The organism is Pseudomonas sp., assembly GCF_017744435.1.
Lineage (GTDB): Bacteria > Pseudomonadota > Gammaproteobacteria > Pseudomonadales > Pseudomonadaceae > Aquipseudomonas.
In genome coordinates this window covers 44,974-62,736 of sequence record NZ_JAGIBG010000014.1, presented here as the reverse complement: position 1 = coordinate 62,736, position 17,763 = coordinate 44,974, and the positions used below count along the sequence as shown (strand labels likewise).

The window sequence follows — 17,763 nt, the reverse complement described above, 5'->3', positions numbered from 1 at the left end:
ATGGCTCTGCGTCAGGGGATTCAGCAGGTTTTATTTCTCGTCGCATCCATTCCCATTCGCATAAACCCCGTGCGTTTCGCCAAAGCTTGAGTACAATCGTCAGTTTTTCCGGGCCCCCTGTCCCGAGCTGGATTTTCCGATGCTGACCGGTAGTTATTCCTCCGCGCTGGTGCTGATCTCACTTTGCGTAGCCATCCTGGCTTCTTACACCGCCCTTGACCTGACCGGGCGTATCGCCACGGCCAAGGGCCGTGCCGTGTATGTGTGGATGGGCGGGGGTGCGCTGGCCATGGGCATCGGCGTCTGGTCGATGCATTTCATCGGCATGCTCGCCTTCAGCCTGCCCATCGCCCTGGGCTACGACATCGGCCTGACCGCGTTCTCGCTGGTGATCGCCGTCCTGTCTTCCGGCTTCGCCCTGTGGCTGGTCAGCCAGCCAAGCCTGCCCCGGCTGCAGCTGGCCTTCGGCGCCCTGATCATGGGCACTGGCATCGCCTGCATGCACTACACCGGCATGGCCGCACTGCGGATGCTGCCCGGCATCGATTATGACCCGACCTTGTTTGGCGCTTCGCTGGCCATAGCGGTAGGCGCTTCGGCGGCCGCGTTGTGGATTGCCTTCCGCCTGCGTCAGCACACCCCCTACGTGCGCCAGATCCGCGGCCTGGCGGCCATGGTGATGGGCGTTGCCATCGTCGGCATGCACTACACCGGCATGGCCGCGGCGAATTTCCCCGAGGGCAGCTACTGCGGCGCGCTGATGAGCGGCCTGCAGGGCGATGGCCTGGTCTATCTGGTGTTGATCACCACCTTGGCAGTGCTGGCCGTGGCGTTGCTCACCTCGGTGCTGGACGCGCGCCTTGAAGCACGCACGGCAGCACTGGCCCACTCGTTGACCCTGGCCAACCAGGAACTGACCCAACTGGCTTTGCACGACACCTTGACCGGGCTGCCCAACCGCACGCTGCTGTCCGACCGCATCGACCAGGCGATTGGCAAGGTGGCGGAGCAGGGCGGCTGCTTCGCGCTGATGTTCATTGACCTGGATGGTTTCAAACCGGTCAACGACGCCTTTGGCCACCATGTCGGCGACCTGCTGCTCAAGGCCGTGGCGGCCCGCCTGCGTGGCCATCTGCACAGCCAGGACACCTTGGCGCGGATCGGCGGTGACGAGTTCGTGCTGCTGGTGGAGCTGCAGGAGCCGGAAGACGCCATGGATGTCGCGGTCAAGCAGGTCAACCTGGTGTCGCGCGCCTTCCGCGTCGCCGAGCATGACCTGCAACTGACAGCCAGCCTGGGCATCGTGCTGTACCCCGGCAACGGCCAGGACCAGCTCGAACTGCTGCGCAACGCCGACGCAGCCATGTACCACGCCAAGAGCGCCGGCAAGAACGGTTACAGCTTCTTCGACGTGTCGATGAACAGCAACGCCCGGCAACAGTTGCAGCTGTTGCAGGACCTGCGGGCGGCCCTCGAACAGGGCCAGTTCCGCCTGCACTACCAGCCCAAGTTCGACGCCCAGGCCTGTACACCGATCGGTGCCGAAGCATTGCTGCGCTGGGAGCATCCACAGCACGGCCTGATGCTGCCTGACCGTTTCATCGGCCTGGCGGAAAAGACCGGCCTGATCATCCCGATCGGCGAATGGGTGCTGGATGAAGCCTGCCGGCAGATGCGCCAGTGGCTCGAGCAAGGGCATAGCGATTGGCGCATGGCGGTCAACCTGTCGGCCATCCAGTTCTGCCATGCCGGCCTGGTCGACAGTGTTGCCCGCGCCCTGAAGGATAACGGCCTGCCGGCCAACTGCCTGACCCTGGAGATCACCGAAACCACTGCCATGCACGACGCCGATGCCAGCCTGACCGTGCTGCAGCGGCTTTCCGACATGGGCGTGGACCTGTCGATCGACGACTTCGGCACCGGTTATTCGAGCCTGATGTACCTCAAGCGCCTGCCGGCCAACGAGCTGAAGATCGACCGCGGTTTCGTGCGTGACCTGGAGCAGGACAGCGATGACGCGGCGATTGTCTCGGCAATCGTCGCCCTGGGCCAGGCGCTGGGCTTGCGCATCGTTGCCGAAGGGGTGGAAACCAACCGCCAGCAGGACTTCCTGACCCGCCTGGGCTGTGATTCGCTGCAAGGCTACCTGCTCGGTCAGCCGGTGCCGGCCGAGCAGTTCATGGGCAGGTTGCAGGCATTGCGCGAAGAAAGCGAAGCGGCGGTCTAGCCCGCATCCAGCAGGGTGAAGGGTGGGGCGAAAGCCTCCATCTCGGCCTCCACGGCCTCGATGATGCGTTCGACATCGGCTGCGGCCATGATCGCCGTGCAGGGGATACCGGCGATGGCCAGCAGGGTCTCGCCCGTGGCCCGGTCGAACAGCCGTGCAACCATGCTGCGTGGTGCATCCATGCTGGCTTCGAAGCCCAGCGGATGGAAGTGCCAGCGCATCACCTGGCAGGCGTTGGGGAACGTCATCTTGTTCAAGCCAGCCTCCTTGTCCTTGCCTGGACGCGGTGATCGGCCGCCGCTCGCTCGGCCGCCGGGAACCTAACCATAGCACCTGCCACAGCCCATGTTCGGCCCAGGACAAGACAAATGTATGAATGCATGACAGCGTTCACACAGCTGTCACGCACGCCGTTTGGCGGCAAATGGCCACGCAAACGTTTTCCCCGCACGATGCCAGCATGGTTGCCGATTTGCTCTGCTATTTTTATCCACATTCGGCGCACAGCGTTTTCGGACGAGCGGTGCGAGCTGGGCAGACAGGGAGACAGTCATGCGCTATTCCACGCTCACCCAACGCATCGCCGGCGAAGCCGTTGCGGCATGGGACATTCACTACCAGGCCCAGGCACTGCGCCGTGAAGGGCGCGAGATCTTCCTGCTGTCGATGGGCGATCCGGATTTCGACACGCCAGCGCCGGTGGTCGACGCGGCGATCGCCAGCCTGCAGCGTGGCGATACCCATTACAGCGACGTGCACGGCAGCCTGGCGCTGCGCGAGGCAATTGCCCGGCGTACGGGCGCGCAGGTCACGGCCGATCAAGTGATGGTCCTCGCCGGTGCCCAATGTGCGCTATACGCGGTTTGCCAATGCCTGTTCGAACGCGGGGATGAGGTGATCGTCGCCGAGCCCATGTATGTCACCTATCAGGGCGTGCTCGCTGCCTGCGGGGCGCAGCCCGTCCAATTGGCTGTCAGCCCGGAGCAGGGCTTTCGCCTTGATCCGCTGGCGGTGGCGCGGGCGATTACCCCGCGGACCCGTGGCCTGCTGCTGAACACCCCGCACAACCCGACCGGCGCTGCCATCTCGCCGCAGGACATGGCACTGCTGGCACAGCTTTGCCGTGAACATGACCTGTGGCTGGTGTGCGATCAGGTGTATAGCGGTTTGCTGTTCGACGGCGAGCCGGCAGACCCGCTCGGTTTGCCGGGCATGGCCGAGCGCTGCGTGCTGATCGACAGCGTGTCCAAGTCCCACGCCATGAGCGGATGGCGGGTGGGCTGGGTGGTGGGCCCGCAACCGTTGATTGCGCACCTGGCCACCTTGGCCATGGCGATGCTGTTCGGCCTGCCGGAGTTTGTCATGGCTGCTGTCTGCGTGGCGCTGGAGCAGGACCTGCCGGCCGTGCACGCGATGCGCGAGGCCTATCGGCAGCGGCGCGACCGGGTCTGTGCAGCCCTGGCGGACTGCCCGGGGCTGCATGCCCATCGGCCGGCGGGCGGCATGTTCGTCATGCTCGATATCCGTGCTACCGGGCTCAGCGCCCAGGACTTTGCCCAGCGCCTGTTGTGGGAGGAGGGGGTATCACTCTTGCCCGGCGATGCCTTTGGCCCCAGCGCGGCGGGCCATGTGCGCATGGGGCTGGTGCTCGATGCCGAGCGCCTGGAACACGCCTGCCAGCGCATCGCCGTCTGTTCCGGGCGCGTACTAGCCGAGCAGGCCTGCCGCAATATTGATGGTGAAACCCAGAATCGCCGTATTGAACACAAAGCCTACCAGTGAATGTGCTTGCATTACTTGGTGCATAACGATGCCAAAATGCGTGAAACGACTTCAGCTGAAAAAAGGAAATACACGCGATGCTTAAAGGTCCAACATCAGATCAAGTGCTCGCTGGGGATATTGCCTGATGAGCTGCAAGGTCTGAGCAGGTCGGCGGATGAATTCAGTACCTAGAGGCGTCATCAAGATAACAGTGCTCATGCTTCCCGTGATGGCCACTAAACCTGCTGGCAGTACCCCGATGGCCGGTGCCAAGGCTTGTGCGCCTCGTAGTGAACTTTCCAGATACAGCGCAGGTCCGACCTGGCTCATAGGCCAGATGTGTGAAGTGGAAGCACTTATTTCATTTGGTACTTGCCGTCCAATCTGACTAAGGCGATCCAATGTCCGAGGGGAAGTCAGCTCGTTGAAAATTACCGAAGGCTGAGAACTTCGTGGCTGGGGACTAACTCTCTGAAAACTATCTTGTTCTCTTGATATCTCAATGATTGTATGGTTTCTGTGACGAACCCTAGCGAACTCGGTACCCGTTGGCGTCTGCTGGCTTATCTGCTCAACGAGTACGGGAGGGCGCCCGGTCCGGGCGCGTGGGAAACCATCATCAAGCATGTTCATGAGCCATTCGCCAAAACGGCCAGTTGGATCGATACGGTTGATGGGGTCGCCCTGACAGTACATATATGCATTTACCCCTCCCCGACCGAAGGGCGACGCTTCATCTGGCTGGTTAAACCGCATCCGCTGAGGGCTGTAAGCACGATGTCCGCGCCCCAGTAAGTAGCAGCCCGATTTTATGTCCAGAAACTGGCCTGCGAAAGCGAGGCCTGTAGAAAGTGCGGAGTGTCCATAAAAACCATAAGCCGAATAGCAATGATTTGAATGCGAGGTATTTTGTAATTTTTCCTGATCGCGTTGAAAGGTTTCGGATGATTCAAGTGCGCTGGGCATCGTGGCAATCTCTGTCTCTCGTCATGCCATGATTCTAGCGAGTACAGTTTATTGAACAACTGGTAGAATTATCAGTTCGCCATTTACATGTGGCCCGTTTTATCCGAGCAGGCCTGCCGCAATATTGATGGTGAAGCCCAGAATCGCCGTATTGAACACAAAGCCTACCAGTGAGTGCGCCAGCACCACCCGGCGCATGCCACGCCCGCCGACGCCGACGTCGGAGGTCTGCACGGCAACGCTGATGGTGAACGAGAAGTAGTGAAAGTCCCAGTAATCCGGGTTGCACTCACCGTCGGGGAAGCGCAGCGCCGGTGCGTTGCGCTCGCCGGTGTAGAACAGGCGGGCGTAGTGCAGGCTGAAGATGCAGCCGATCAGCAGCCAGGAACCGGCCACCGTCAGCCCGGTGTACAGGTAGTGCAGGGCCAGCGCGCTGCCTTGCAGGCCGCGGCTGGAAACCAGCTGCAGGGTCACGGCGGCCAGGCTGGCGATGGCGGCGATGCACACGGTTAACAACACCAGGCCGGCGTTTTCGTCCTCGACCCGGGCGATCTTGCGCACCTTGTCGGGGCCAGCTCGCCAGGTCAGCCACAGAACCAGCAGCAGATAGAGCCAGACGCCCAGGTTCCAGCCAGCGAGGATTCGCTGCACGGTATCGTCGGCAGGGATCAGCCAGGCGCCAAGGATGCCGACCAGTGCGGCGATGCTCAGGCGCGGGTGAGTACGGGTCAGGCGATGGAAAACCATAAGGGCTCGCTGCAGTCTGCTTGGCCTGAACTCTAGACCACAGATCGCCCCGGCCGCCTTGCGTTCGGTCAATCGGCGCGGTTTACGGTACCATTGCGCGCCGTCGCTTCGTTTCGCTCCAGGATTCAAGTTTTGTCCGACCTCTCGCAAAATCCACTGCTGCAGTACCTCGCCCGGCTGGCACCCTCCAGCCAGCAGACCATGCGCTACATCCTCCAGGATGCCGCCGACCGGCTCGGCTTCGTCGACTGCAACCTTGTCGATGTGCCATGGCACCGGCTTGAGCCCGGCCATGTGATTGCGCTGGTGGCGGCATTGCGCACCGATGGCTATGCGCCGAACAGCTCGTCGCTGTATGTCAACGCAGTGCGTGGGGTCATGAACGAGGCCTGGCGCCAAGGGTTGATCGACCACGAGCAGTTGCTGCGCATCCGCGAGGTCAAGCCGGCGTCCGGCAGCCGCCTGCCGCCCGGGCGCAACCTGCGGCGCAGCCTGATCCGCGAACTGATGGATTTGTGCGAGGCCGACCCACGGCCCCAGGGCGTGCGCGATGCGGCGATCATTGCCTTGCTCTACGGTACCGGCATGCGCAAGTCGGAGTCGGTGGACATCGACCTCAGCCAGGTCGACTTCGAGGCGCGCAGCCTGCAGGTCACGGGCAAGGGTAACCGGCAGCTGATCAAGTACGCCCCGGCCTGGGCGTTCGAGAAGCTGCAGGCCTGGCTGGACTTGCGGCGGGACGCGTTGCCCGAAGGGGCGTCCGACGACCCGTTCCTGTTCAACCGCATTCGCCGTGGCAACCACATCACCCGTGCACGCATCACCAAGCATGCGATCTACTACATCGCCCGCCAGCGCGGTGCGCAGGTGGGGGTGAAGATCATGCCCCACGACTTTCGCCGGGCGTTCATCACCCGGGTGATCGAGGAGCATGACCTGTCGATTGCGCAGAAGCTGGCACACCATGCCAACATCCAGACCACCGCCAGTTATGACCGGCGCGATGACAACGAGCGGCGGCGTGCGGTGGATCGCTTCGACTACTGATACGCCTGCACCGGCCTCTTCGCGGGCACGCCCGCTCCCACAGGAATACCTCAGGCCTGAAGTCTGTGGTGATTCTGTGGGAGCGGGCGTGCCCGCGAAGAGGCTGCTACAGACTAGTGAATACTCGAAGCCAGGTCGAAGATCGGCATGTACATCAGGATCACGATCACCCCGATCAGCAGCCCGATGAAGGTCATCAGCAGCGGCTCGAACAGTTTCACGAACCACTCCACCCAGCGGCCGATTTCCTGATCATGGAAATCCGCGCAGCGTTCGAGCATTTCCCCCAGGTTCCCGGATTGTTCCCCCGCCCGCAGCAGCCGCAGCGACACAGGCGTGACCAGCTGCCCGGCTTCCAGTGCGTCCGACAACGGCAGCCCTTCACCGACGCGCCGGCTGGCCTGTTCCAGGCCTTGCGCCGAAGCGCTGCCGAGCAGTCCGTGGGCCATGCCCATGGCGGTAAGAATTGGGATGCCGCCCTGCAGCAGGATGCCCAGCGAGCGGTAGAAGCGCGCCAGTTCATACATCACCAGGCGCTGGTGCAGGGCCGGCAATCGCCGCAGTTGCCGTGATGCACAGCGCCTTACCAGCGGGTTGCGGCGCATTACCACCAGCGTACCGATGCCGCCCGCAACGGCCAGTGCCAGCGGCAACTGCTGGGCATGCAGGAACAGGCCGATGTCCATCAGCACCCGGGACATCCAGGGCAGTTCGCTACCCATGCCCTCGAACACCAGGCTGAAGCGCGGCACCACATAGCCCAGCAGGAACAGCACCACGCCGCCGCCGACCAGCAACAGCAGCAACGGGTAGACCGAAGCGCCCACCAGTTTCTGCCGGACCAGGTCCAGGCGTTGGCGATAACCGATGTAGCGGGCCAGGGCATCGCCCAGGGTGCCGGTGCGCTCGCTGGACTGCACCAGCGCCACGTACAGCGGCGGGAACACCCGTGGCTGCTGCGCCAACGATTGGGAAAGCGAGTGGCCTTCGTAGAGCTGGCGCACTAGCTCGGTCAGGACTTTGCGCGAGGCACCGACGGGGGACTTTTCCGCCAGGCTTTCCAGGGCGTCGATCAGCGGCAGGCCGGCGTGCAGCAGGGTGGTCAGTTCCTGGCTGAACAGCACCAGGTCGAAGGTCGCCGCGCGGCGCCAGGCCAGGCCGCCCAGGGCTTTACCCTGGCCGCGCACGCTGACCACCCGCAGCCCCTGGTTCTCGGCCTGGCGACGCGCGTGTTCGGCATCCTCGGCGTCGATCTGCAACTGCACGATGCCCTGTCTGCCGAGGGCCTTGAGGCTATAGCGCATGGTCGTTCTCCTCATTGCCAGCTGGTGATTTCAGCGTTCTCGCCATCGCCGCCGGGCTGGCCGTCCTTGCCCATCGACAGTAGGTCGTACTCACCGCCGTTTTCGCCGGGCTGGCGGTAGATGTAAGCGCGGCCCCATGGGTCCTGCGGCACGGCCTTCTGCAGGTAGGGCCCCGACCAGTGCGACTCGCCACTGGGGGCGGTGACCAGTGCCTGCAGGCCCTGTTCGCTGGTGGGGTAATGGCCCACCTCCAGGCGGTACAGGTCCAGGGCCTTGCCCAGGCCTTCGATCTGTGCCTTCGCCACCTTGGCTTCCGAGCGACCGAGCTGGCTGAAGTACTTAGGCGCGACGATACCGGCCAACAAACCGAGCACCACCAGGACCACCAGGAGTTCAAGCAGGGTGAAGCCACGTTGGGGGTTGGATTTGCGCTGCATGGTGAAGCCCTCCGCTGCATGGGGACACGCGTTTTCAAGCCACATGCAACAGCCGTGCACGTCTGCCTCGGGGCCTTGTGCCATGCGCCATGGCAAGCGGCACGGTGCTTGCGTCGAAGCAGAAAAGCCCGGGTTTTCCGGGGCATTTCCCCCATATCGGGGGCACGGCGGGGAGGCGACCGACATGCGCGTGATGATCCTGGTAGTGACCTGGCTGGTGGCGGCAAGCGCCCAGGCCGACATGTACATTTCCATCGATGCCAAGGGTGGTTATGTACTGAGCAACGTCCACCGGCCAGGACGCCATTACGAACGGGTGATCAGCGAACCACTTGCCCAGGCGGGCCCGGCCGACGCGCAGATGATCACCGGGCGGCCCTATGCCGAACTGGTGGCGGCGGCGGCCCGTGATTACGACGTGCCGCTGGCGTTGCTGCATGCACTGATCAAGACCGAGTCAGGTTACAACCCGAAGGCCCGTTCGGCGGCCGGGGCGGTGGGGTTGATGCAATTGATGCCGGACACGGCCAAGGAGATGGGCGTGGAAGACATCCTTGACCCCGAAGACAACGTGCAGGGCGGGGCGCGCTACCTCAAACGCATGCTGACCCTGTTCGACAATGACATCACCCTGGCCGTGGCCGCTTACAACGCTGGCCCCGATGCCGTGCGGCGGCGTGGCGCGGTTCCGCAGTTTGCCGAGACCCGCCGCTATGTGCCAAACGTGTTGCGCGAGTACCGCAAGCTGCAGGGGCTGACCGACGACTCGCCACTCTGAACGGGCCTTGCGTCGCCAAAGTGGCGAAAATCGTCCCCAATCAATGCCATGGTTACCCAACTCTGGGCTATAACCTTTCAAAAGGTGCCCTGCAGTGGAGTCCGTCATGGACATCGCCCCCCGTTCCGAAGCACCCGAGGCGCCTGCGGGCAGCGAAGCCGCTACCCCGCGCAGGCCGTTCAACCTGCTGCGCTGGTACGCCTGGGTGAGCCTGGCGATCATCCTTTCGGTTGCCGCAGGGCTGGGGCTGATTTCCAGTCGTTTCATCATCGATGAGAGCATCGAGCGCGACGCCTTGCTCACCGCGCAGTTCATCACCTCGATTGCCGACGCCGAAGTGCGCCACGTGTCGATCCCCAATGTACGCACCATGGGCGAACTGCTCGACCCTCGCACCGATCTTACGGCCATGCCCGATGTCGACCCGGAAGCGCGGCGCAAGGCTCGCGGTGAATTCCTCGACCATATCGCCCACCTGCCGGACATGCTGCTGGCCAACATCTATGCCCCGGACCGCACGGTGATCTGGTCGACCAACCCCGCACTGGTGGGCAAACTGATCGATGGTGATGACGACCTGGATCGGGCTTTCGAGTACAAGATGCGGGTCTCTGCCAGCTATCACAATTTCGAGCAGGCACGCATCGAACAGAAGTTCGTGACCCCGCCGGAACAGCTGTTCATCGAAAACTACATCCCCTTGTTCGATGCCGATGGCGATAGCGTCACGGCGATGGTGGAAATCTACAAGGAGCCCCACGACCTGATCGTGCGCATCGAGCACGGGCTTATCCTGATCTGGCTGGCCATCACCGTCGGTGCTGCGCTGGTCTATATCGGGCTGTACGGCATCATGCGCCGCGCCGCGCGGGTGATGGCGGTGCAGCAGAAACGGCTGATCAACAGCGAGACCTACGTGGCCCTTGGCGAGGTGTCCTCGGCGGTGGCCCACAGCCTGCGCAACCCGCTGGCCAGCATCCGCTCCAGCGCCGAACTGGCCCAGGCCTTCGATGAAGGCCCGGCGCAACGCAACATCAATGACATCATCAGCCAGGTCGACCGCATGTCGCAGTGGATTCGCCAGCTGCTGCAGTCGCTGAGGCCGCTGAATGACGAAGCGGTGCCGGTCGACCTGCCCCAGGTCCTGCAGGAGAGCCTGCAGAGTTTCGCCGTGCCGCTGGCCCGCAGTGGGGTAACCCTGGACCTGCGACCGTTACCGCCGGTTCAGGTGCTCGGCCACCCGGCGCTGCTCGGGCAGATCTTCAACAGCCTGATCGCCAATGCCCTGGAAGCAATGGAGCAGGGTGGGCGCTTGCGTATCGAGGTGGTGAAGCGCGACCGGCGCAGCCTCACCTTGCGCATTGCCGATACCGGCAAGGGCATGAACGAACAGCAGCAGCGCCTGGCCTTCAGGCCATTTTTCAGCACTAAACAAGGTGGGCTGGGTGTGGGGCTGGTACTGGTCAAGCGCATCATGGAACGCTTTGGCGGTTCAGTCCGGCTGAGCAGCAGCCAGGGCCATGGCACGCGGGTCTCGCTGAGCTTTCGGTTGGTGTGTACCTAATTCAAAAATTCATAAACTCAATGTAAGTAATTGATAAATAGTAGTTTTATCGTTATTGGGTAAACACTACCCAAATGTGGGGAATAATTCGTGACTCAGGATCAAAAAAAACTCATAACGTACTGATTTATATAGATATGACGATTGGTTTAAGGGTCTGGCTGAGTTCTTGCAGTTCTCGCAGCAGGTAACGCGCGACACATGACGGCCGCCGCCGCCCTGGTGAGGTGGCATCAAATTGCTACTATCGGTAGCAGGGCGATGACCACCTTATGAACGGACTCCCTGCATGGGAACGACGCGATGCAGATGCTGGATGAAGAGGTTCCCGTAAGGCCCGCCACACTGCCCAGCAGCGGCCTGGCCGTGCCGCTACGCGAGTTCAACCTGCTGCGCTGGTTCTCGGTCATCAGCCTGCTCATCATCACTGCGGTGGCCGGCGGCCTGGGCTATGTGTCGACCCGCTTCGTGGTCCGTGACAGTGTCCAGCGCGATGCCATGCTTACCGCGCAGTTCATCCAGTCGCTGGCCTTGGCCGAAGTGCGTCATTCGCAGTTGCCGCCCGGTACCACCATGGGCGAACTGCTCAACCCGCGCCTGGATCAACAGCACCTGCAGGTCAGCCCGGCCCTGGCCGAGTCGACCCGGGTCGAGTTCCTCGACCACGTCGAGCATTTGCCGGATACCTTGCTGGCCAACGCCTATGCCCGCGACCGCACCATCGTCTGGTCCACCAACCCCGAGCTGATCGGCAAGCGCATCGAAGCCGACGGTGACCTGGACCGCGCCTTCCGCTCGCGCAAGGCGGTATCGGCCAGTTACCACAAGGCCGAGGACGACCGGGAAGAGCAGAAATTCCTGCGCGAGCCCAAGTACCTGTTCATCGAAAACTACATCCCCTTGTTCGACAGCCAGGGCGAGCAGGTCATGGCCATGGTCGAGATCTACAAGGAGCCGCAGGACCTGGTGCGGCGTATCCAGCGGGGTTACGTGCTGATCTGGGCATCGACCCTGGTGGGTGGCGCGCTGATCTACTTCGGCCTGTTCTGGATCGTGCGCCGCGCCGCGTACATGCTGCAGCAGCAACAGGACCGGCTGGTGGCCAGCGAAACCTATGTGGCACTGGGCGAGATGTCTTCCGCCGTCGCCCATAGCTTGCGCAACCCGCTGGCCAATATCCGCTCCAGCGCCGAGCTGGCCGAGGAAATCGCCAGCCCGCTGGCGCAGAAGAACATCAACGACATCATCAGCCAGGTCGACCGCATGTCGCGCTGGGTGCGCGAGCTGCTGGTATCGCTGCGCCCGGCCAGCGATACCGCCGAGGCGGTGGACCTGGTGGCGGCCATCGAGGACACCCGCCAGGCCTTTGCCCAGCAGATCGAGCGCAACGGCGTGCGCTTCAGCTTCGAAGGGCCGCAGGTGCAGTGGGTGGCCAGCCAGCCGCTGCAACTGACTCAGATACTCAACAGCTTGTTTTCCAACGCCCTGGAAGCCATGCCCAAGGGCGGGGTACTGCATGCGCAAGTCACCGCGGAGGACGGCCAGCGCGCGCAGCTGCTGCTCAGCGACACCGGCAAGGGCATGAGCCAACAGCAGGAAAGAATGGTGTTCAAGCCATTCTTCACGACCAAGCAGGGCGGCCTCGGTGTGGGCCTGGCCCTGGTCAAGCGGATCATGGAACGGTTTGGCGGCTCGGTCAGCCTGAGCAGCCGTGAAGAGGAAGGAACCCGCGTCAGCCTCACTTTCAATATCGCAGCGGGAGGGGACCATGGAGCACAGCATCCTGGTAGTTGAGGATGACGAAATCCTCGGCGACAACATTCGCACCTACCTCAGCCTCAAGGGCTTCGAGGTGACGCTCTGCCACAGTGCGGAGCTGGCGCTGGAACAGATCAAGCGGGCCCAGCCCGATGCGGTACTGACCGACAACTCGCTGCCGGGCATGAGCGGGCACGACCTGCTGCGTACCCTGGTGGAGCAGGCGCCGGACCTGAAGGTGATCATGATGACCGGTTACGGCAATGTCGAAGACGCCGTGCAGGCCATGAAGGAGGGCGCATTCCACTACCTGACCAAACCGGTGGTACTGGCCGAACTCAAGCTGACCCTGGAAAAGGCCCTGGCTGCCGAGCGCATGGAGCGTACCTTGTCGTTCTACCAGGAGCGCGAGGCGCAGAAGTCCGGGTTGCAGGCGCTGATCGGCGAGTCGCCGGCGATGCTCACCCTCAAGCACACCCTGCATCAGGTGCTCGACGCCGAGCGGCGCATGGCCAGTGACGATCTGCCGCCAGTGTTGATCGAGGGGGAGACCGGTACCGGCAAGGAACTGGTTGCCCGCGCGCTGCATTTCGATGGCTCGCGCAGCAAGGGGCCGTTCATCGAGTTCAACTGTGCTTCGATCCCCGCCAATCTGCTGGAGGCCGAGCTGTTCGGTCATGAGAAGGGCGCATTCACCGACGCCAAGGAGCGCCGCGTGGGCCTGGTGGAAGCGGCCGATGGTGGCACGCTGTTCCTCGACGAGATCGGCGAGATGGACCTGGTGTTGCAGGCCAAGCTGCTCAAGTTGCTGGAAGACCGCAGCATCCGCCGCATCGGTGCGGTCAAGGAGCGCAAGGTCGACCTGCGGGTGATCAGTGCCACCAACTGCAACCTCGAGCAGATGGTGCAGCAGGGCAAGTTCCGCCGTGACCTGTTCTTCCGCCTGCGCATCATTGCCCTGAAAGTGCCGCGGCTGTATGCCCGGGGCCAGGACGTGCTGCTGCTGGCCCGGCATTTCCTGGCGCACCACGGGCGCCGCTACGGCAAGCCGAACCTGCGTTTCAGTGCCGAGGCCGAAGCCTTGATGTTGAGTTACAGCTGGCCGGGCAATGTTCGCGAACTGCGCAACATGCTGGAGCAGACAGTCCTGCTCGCGCCCAATGAAGTAGTGCAGGCGCACCAGTTGAACCTGTGCATGACCTTGATCGACGAGCCGCTGGTGCCACAGCCGACGGCGACCGTGTACGAATTGCCGCGGCATGAGCCAGAGCCGGGCACCAGCCTGCCGGACATGGAGCGCGACCTGGTGTGCAAGACCCTGGATCGTACCGACTGGAATGTCACCAAGTCGGCGCGAATGCTGGGCCTGTCGCGGGACATGCTGCGTTACCGCATCGAGAAGCTGGGGCTTACCCGGCCTGACAAACGCCAGTGGTAAGGCCGGGGGCGCATGGCGCCCCTGGGGTTCTATTGCTGACTACCGCCTGAACTGTTCCCGCCTTCTCGGCCAGTGCCTTCCGAGCCGCTGCCATCCATCCCAGGCAAGTCGCGGTTGTCATTCTGCTTGGCCGGTGGGCTTTGCGGGTCATTGCCCTGGATACGCGGGTCGGTATCCCTGGGCATGGGTTTCTCGATCGGGTTCAGGGTGCTGTCGACACCTGGCTGAGGTGCCGGGTTATGCGGGTCATCGGGGTAGGTGGGGCCGGTGCCGACCGCCAGGGCCAGCGGCGAGGTCAGCAGGGCAAGCAGCAGCAAGGTTGAACGGGGCATGGCAGGCTCCTTTGTGTAGGGCAGGGCTCATACCTGTGTTGGGCCCACCCGCGATGCTCAGGTGCCATCACCCCGATCAGCGGTCACACCACCGTCGACAGCGCCATGATGAAGATGATGCCGACGATCGACAGGATCGTCTCCATCATGCTCCAGGTCTTGAAGGTTTCGGCCACGGTCATGTTGAAGTACTGCTTCACCAGCCAGAACCCGGCGTCGTTGACGTGGGACAGGATCAGCGAGCCGGCGCCGGTGGCCAGCACCAGCAGTTCGCGGTTGACCCCAGGCACCAGGTCGATCACCGGGGCGACGATGCCGGCGCCGGTAATGGTCGCCACGGTCGCCGAACCTGTGGCGATGCGGATCACCGCCGCCACCAGCCAGGCCAGCATGATGGGCGAAATTTCCGCCTGCACGGCCATCTGCCCGATCACGTTACCCACGCCGGTATCCACCAGCATCTGCTTGAAGCCGCCACCGGCACCGACGATCAGTACGATGGCCGCAGTCGGTGCCAGGCTCTGATCGAGCATCTTCATGATCTGCTGGCGGCTGAAGCCACGGGCCGAACCAAAGGTGTAGAAGGCCAGCAACAGGGCGGCGAGCAGGGCGGTGATCGGGTGGCCGATCAAGTCCATCCACTGGCGGATGATGTGCTCGGCCGGCAGAACCACATCGGCGAAGGTCTTGAGCAGCATCAGTGCCACCGGCAGCAGCACGGTGACCAGCGTGATGGTGAAGCTTGGCAGGTTGCTCTGGTCCGACTCCTTGGCAATCTGGTCCATCAGCTCCTGGGACGGGTTGCCGGGGATGTAGCGGGAAATGAAGTTACCGAACAGCGGGCCGGCGATGATTGCCGTGGGCAGCGCCACCAGCAGGCCATAGAAGATGGTCTTGCCGATGTCGGCGTGGAAGATGCCGATCGCCAGCAGCGGGCCCGGGTGGGGCGGTACCAGGCCATGCACCACCGAAAGGCCGGCCAGCAGCGGGATGCCGATCTTGACCAACGACACGCCCGAACGCCGGGCGACGATGAACACCAGCGGTATCAGCAGCACGAAGCCGATCTCGAAGAACAGCGGAATGCCGACCAGGAAGGCGGCGAACATCATCGCCCAGTGCACGTTCTTCTTGCCGAAGGCGCGGATCAGGGTTTGCGCGATCTGGTCGGCGCCGCCGGAGTCGGCCATCAGCTTGCCGAGCATCGTGCCCAGGGCGAGGACGATGCCGACGAAGCCGAGCACGCCACCGAAACCGTCCTGGAACGATTTCATCACCTTGGCCACCGGCATGCCGGAGGTCAGGCCGAGGAAACCGGCGGCCAGGGTCAGGGCGACGAAGGGGTGGACCTTGAAATGGGTGATCAGCAGGATCAGCCCGACGATGGTGACCAGCGCGTCGAGCAGCAGGTAGGTATCTGTAGCCAGTCCGAACATGGTTTTGATGCCTCGGTCTTATCGTTGTTTTGGGCGTAGCATTTATTGAACTTTCGCCGCCTTCAGGCGTCGAGACAGCGCTATCTTTGGTGAGCCGAAAAAACCGCCGGTTCAGGCAGTCCGCGCCAGGTTCCGCTCACCGCAGGGCTTTAGCCAGCTGTCGACCGCTTCGGCGAGCACCGCAATCGGTTGAGTGGCGTCCAGCGGCAGGGTCAGGGGTTCGCCCCTGGGTGACTCGAGGGCAGCGAACTGGCTGTCGATCAGGCTGGCCGGCATGAAATGGCCGGGGCGGGCGAGCACGCGTTTTTCCGCTTCTGCGGGGGTGAGTTCGAGGAACACGAACACCAGCTCCGGCATCGCCGCGCGCAGGGTGTCGCGGTACCGGCGCTTGAGCGCGGAGCAGGTGAGGATCGGCCGTTCGCCGGCCTGCACCGTCGCTTGCAGCTCCTGGCCCAGGCGCACCAGCCAACCGGCACGGTCATCGTCGTCCAGCGGGATACCGGCACTCATCTTGCGGATGTTTTCGGCAGGGTGGAACGCGTCGCCTTCGATCAGGCGACCGCCGCTTCGCTTGGCAATGGCATCACCGACGCAGCTTTTGCCGCAGCCGGCCACGCCCATCACCACGATGGCGGACAGGGGAGAATTCATCAGTACCTCCTGCGGGGTGAGATAGCGCTGTCTCGTCGCTGACGAAACGCCACCTCCCCGGTGTTATTGATCTTGTCCTTACGCAGTATGGACGCTTGGCAGCGTGCTGCAGTGGCCACTACCAAAGATTACATTGCCTGCGTCCTGAGACAGCGCTACCTTAGTGGCCGTTCCCCATTCCTGCAAGTAGTAAAATTACAACATCCATGTCCCGCACAGGCTCTCGCACCACAGGTCGTCCCACGCTGGCTGAAGTCGCCAGGCTTTCCGGGGTTTCCCCGATCACCGCTTCGCGCGCGTTGCGCGGGGTCAGCACGGTTGCCCCGGAACTGGTGGAAAAGGTCGTGGCCGCTGCCGCGTCCCTGGGCTATGTTGCCAACCCGGCGGCCCGGGCGCTGGCGTCGGCGCGCAGCCAGTCGGTGGTGGTGCTGATTCCGTCGCTGTCCAACCAGCTGTTCATCGACACCCTGGAGGCCATCCACGAGGTGATGCGCCCGCGTGGGCTGGAAGTGCTGATTGGCAACTATCACTACGACCTCGGCGAAGAAGAGAACCTGATCCGCAATTACCTGGCGTACCAGCCTTGCGGCATGCTGCTCACCGGCTTCGACCGCAGCGACGCTGCGCGGCAGATGCTGGCCGCCAGCGGCGTGCCCTGCGTGCACATGATGGAGCTGGGCGGTGAGGCCGGCGCGTTGTCGGTGGGCTTTTCCCAGCAGCAGGCCGGGCGTGCTGCGGCAACGCACCTGATCGAGCGGGGCCGGCGGCGCCTGGCATTCATTGCCGCGCAGCTCGACCCCCGGGTGATGCAGCGCGCCGAAGGCTTCCGCCAGGCCCTGGCCGACGCCGGCATGCAGGCCACCGAGCTGGAGATTCTGGCGCCGCAACCGTCGTCCATTGCGCTGGGCAGTGAACTGTTCAGCCAGCTGCTGGCGCAGGCTCCCGATGTGGATGGCATCTTCTTCTGTAACGACGACCTTGCCCAGGGCGCGGTGTTGCAGGCGTTGCGCCAAGGCATCGAGGTGCCACGCCAGGTGGCCATGGTCGGCTTCAACGACCTGCCCGCATCGGCGCACATGGTGCCGCGCCTCACCTCCATTCGCACCCCACGGGCGGCCGTTGGTCGGGGCGCCGCCCAGGCACTGCTGGCGCTGCTCGATGGCAAGCGGGTAGCGACCGAGCAGCAGGATCTGGGCTTTGAACTGATGGTGCGCGAGAGCTCATGAGGTTTTTCAGAAAGCGTCGCTAACTGGTTAATCACAAAGTGATATCAAGTGGCTTGCACGGTAACAAAGCCGATCTATGCTCAGAAAA

At 63.2% G+C, this 17,763-nt stretch carries 15 protein-coding genes and 2 pseudogenes; 8 read left to right on the top strand and 9 right to left on the bottom strand.

Going from position 1 to position 17,763, the window contains the following annotated elements:
* Window positions 1–139: 139 nt before the first annotated feature.
* The gene (locus tag J7573_RS11860) at window positions 140–2,227 is read left to right on the top strand and encodes an EAL domain-containing protein (protein ID WP_294334892.1); all 2,088 of its coding nucleotides are present in this window, start codon (window positions 140–142) and stop codon (window positions 2,225–2,227) included.
* Here the strand turns inward: J7573_RS11860 and J7573_RS11855 are convergent.
* On the bottom strand, window positions 2,224–2,484 hold the full coding sequence (locus J7573_RS11855) for a DUF1652 domain-containing protein (RefSeq protein ID WP_085678880.1): 261 nt from the start codon (window positions 2,482–2,484) through the stop codon (window positions 2,224–2,226). The genes J7573_RS11860 and J7573_RS11855 overlap by 4 nt on opposite strands.
* Before the next feature lie 295 nt (window positions 2,485–2,779).
* Between J7573_RS11855 and J7573_RS11850 the strand changes: the two are divergent.
* Window positions 2,780–3,946 (top strand): annotated as a pseudogene (locus tag J7573_RS11850) (aminotransferase class I/II-fold pyridoxal phosphate-dependent enzyme); the annotation flags it as partial.
* Here J7573_RS11850 and J7573_RS26320 read toward each other — a convergent pair.
* From J7573_RS26320 to J7573_RS11840, 3 genes and pseudogenes are all read right to left on the bottom strand, one after another.
* Window positions 3,935–4,033, bottom strand: a pseudogene (locus J7573_RS26320) (DUF1345 domain-containing protein); the annotation flags it as partial. The pseudogenes J7573_RS11850 and J7573_RS26320 overlap by 12 nt on opposite strands.
* A 57-nt stretch (window positions 4,034–4,090) precedes the next feature.
* A complete protein-coding gene (locus J7573_RS11845; RefSeq protein WP_294334885.1) occupies window positions 4,091–4,957 on the bottom strand; it encodes an RHS repeat-associated core domain-containing protein in 867 nt (288 codons plus the stop codon).
* Between the two features lie 99 nt (window positions 4,958–5,056).
* Window positions 5,057–5,704, bottom strand: coding sequence for a DUF1345 domain-containing protein (locus J7573_RS11840; protein ID WP_294334883.1), 648 nt, complete (start codon window positions 5,702–5,704; stop codon window positions 5,057–5,059).
* 132 nt (window positions 5,705–5,836) lie between these two features.
* Between J7573_RS11840 and J7573_RS11835 the strand changes: the two genes are divergently transcribed.
* Window positions 5,837–6,751, top strand: a complete 915-nt coding sequence (locus J7573_RS11835) for a tyrosine-type recombinase/integrase (protein ID WP_294334881.1) — start codon at window positions 5,837–5,839, stop codon at window positions 6,749–6,751.
* A 113-nt stretch (window positions 6,752–6,864) separates the two neighbouring features.
* Here J7573_RS11835 and J7573_RS11830 read toward each other — a convergent pair whose 3' ends face one another.
* Both J7573_RS11830 and gspG read right to left on the bottom strand, forming a co-directional pair.
* Window positions 6,865–8,055 (bottom strand): type II secretion system F family protein, encoded by a 1,191-nt coding sequence (locus J7573_RS11830; protein WP_294334880.1) that lies wholly within the window; start codon window positions 8,053–8,055, stop codon window positions 6,865–6,867.
* 11 nt (window positions 8,056–8,066) lie between these two features.
* Window positions 8,067–8,492, bottom strand: a complete 426-nt coding sequence (gspG, locus tag J7573_RS11825) for a type II secretion system major pseudopilin GspG (RefSeq protein ID WP_294334879.1) — start codon at window positions 8,490–8,492, stop codon at window positions 8,067–8,069.
* Window positions 8,493–8,676: 184 nt separating this feature from the next.
* On the opposite strand from gspG, the gene J7573_RS11820 reads away from it, so the two are divergent.
* The 4 genes from J7573_RS11820 to J7573_RS11805 all read left to right on the top strand — a co-directional run bounded on the left by J7573_RS11820 (window position 8,677) and on the right by J7573_RS11805 (window position 14,030).
* Window positions 8,677–9,270 (top strand): transglycosylase SLT domain-containing protein, encoded by a 594-nt coding sequence (locus J7573_RS11820; protein WP_294334878.1) that lies wholly within the window; start codon window positions 8,677–8,679, stop codon window positions 9,268–9,270.
* A gap of 106 nt (window positions 9,271–9,376) precedes the next feature.
* Window positions 9,377–10,834, top strand: a complete 1,458-nt coding sequence (locus J7573_RS11815; protein ID WP_294334877.1) for a HAMP domain-containing sensor histidine kinase — start codon at window positions 9,377–9,379, stop codon at window positions 10,832–10,834.
* Between the two features lie 303 nt (window positions 10,835–11,137).
* A complete protein-coding gene (locus J7573_RS11810; protein WP_294334876.1) occupies window positions 11,138–12,628 on the top strand; it encodes an ATP-binding protein in 1,491 nt (496 codons plus the stop codon).
* Window positions 12,603–14,030 (top strand): sigma-54 dependent transcriptional regulator, encoded by a 1,428-nt coding sequence (locus J7573_RS11805; protein ID WP_294334875.1) that lies wholly within the window; start codon window positions 12,603–12,605, stop codon window positions 14,028–14,030. The genes J7573_RS11810 and J7573_RS11805 overlap by 26 nt, the downstream gene beginning before the upstream one ends.
* Before the next feature lie 29 nt (window positions 14,031–14,059).
* Here J7573_RS11805 and J7573_RS11800 read toward each other — a convergent pair whose 3' ends face one another.
* From J7573_RS11800 to J7573_RS11790, 3 genes are all read right to left on the bottom strand, one after another.
* On the bottom strand, window positions 14,060–14,362 hold the full coding sequence (locus J7573_RS11800) for a hypothetical protein (protein ID WP_294334873.1): 303 nt from the start codon (window positions 14,360–14,362) through the stop codon (window positions 14,060–14,062).
* Window positions 14,363–14,445: 83 nt separating this feature from the next.
* Entirely contained in the window at window positions 14,446–15,798 is a 1,353-nt protein-coding gene (locus J7573_RS11795) for a GntP family permease (RefSeq protein WP_103447493.1), read from the bottom strand.
* A 111-nt stretch (window positions 15,799–15,909) separates the two neighbouring features.
* Entirely contained in the window at window positions 15,910–16,449 is a 540-nt protein-coding gene (locus J7573_RS11790; protein ID WP_294334868.1) for a gluconokinase, read from the bottom strand.
* 206 nt (window positions 16,450–16,655) lie between these two features.
* Between J7573_RS11790 and J7573_RS11785 the strand changes: the two genes are divergently transcribed.
* Complete coding sequence (locus tag J7573_RS11785) at window positions 16,656–17,675, top strand: LacI family DNA-binding transcriptional regulator (protein WP_294334865.1); 1,020 nt, start codon at window positions 16,656–16,658, stop codon at window positions 17,673–17,675.
* Window positions 17,676–17,763 lie beyond the last annotated feature (88 nt).

Excerpts from the sequence above, each read along its gene's own strand:
- J7573_RS11860 (WP_294334892.1), top strand. The coding sequence starts at position 140 with ATGCTGACCGGTAGTTATTCCTCCGCGCTGGTGCTGATCTCACTTTGC.
- J7573_RS11845 (WP_294334885.1), bottom strand. The coding sequence starts at position 4,957 with ATGCCCAGCGCACTTGAATCATCCGAAACCTTTCAACGCGATCAGGAA.
- J7573_RS11840 (WP_294334883.1), bottom strand. The coding sequence starts at position 5,704 with ATGGTTTTCCATCGCCTGACCCGTACTCACCCGCGCCTGAGCATCGCC.
- J7573_RS11830 (WP_294334880.1), bottom strand. The coding sequence starts at position 8,055 with ATGCGCTATAGCCTCAAGGCCCTCGGCAGACAGGGCATCGTGCAGTTG.
- gspG (WP_294334879.1), bottom strand. The coding sequence starts at position 8,492 with ATGCAGCGCAAATCCAACCCCCAACGTGGCTTCACCCTGCTTGAACTC.
- J7573_RS11820 (WP_294334878.1), top strand. The coding sequence starts at position 8,677 with ATGCGCGTGATGATCCTGGTAGTGACCTGGCTGGTGGCGGCAAGCGCC.
- J7573_RS11815 (WP_294334877.1), top strand. The coding sequence starts at position 9,377 with ATGGACATCGCCCCCCGTTCCGAAGCACCCGAGGCGCCTGCGGGCAGC.
- J7573_RS11810 (WP_294334876.1), top strand. The coding sequence starts at position 11,138 with ATGCAGATGCTGGATGAAGAGGTTCCCGTAAGGCCCGCCACACTGCCC.
- J7573_RS11805 (WP_294334875.1), top strand. The coding sequence starts at position 12,603 with ATGGAGCACAGCATCCTGGTAGTTGAGGATGACGAAATCCTCGGCGAC.
- J7573_RS11800 (WP_294334873.1), bottom strand. The coding sequence starts at position 14,362 with ATGCCCCGTTCAACCTTGCTGCTGCTTGCCCTGCTGACCTCGCCGCTG.
- J7573_RS11795 (WP_103447493.1), bottom strand. The coding sequence starts at position 15,798 with ATGTTCGGACTGGCTACAGATACCTACCTGCTGCTCGACGCGCTGGTC.
- J7573_RS11790 (WP_294334868.1), bottom strand. The coding sequence starts at position 16,449 with ATGAATTCTCCCCTGTCCGCCATCGTGGTGATGGGCGTGGCCGGCTGC.
- J7573_RS11785 (WP_294334865.1), top strand. The coding sequence starts at position 16,656 with ATGTCCCGCACAGGCTCTCGCACCACAGGTCGTCCCACGCTGGCTGAA.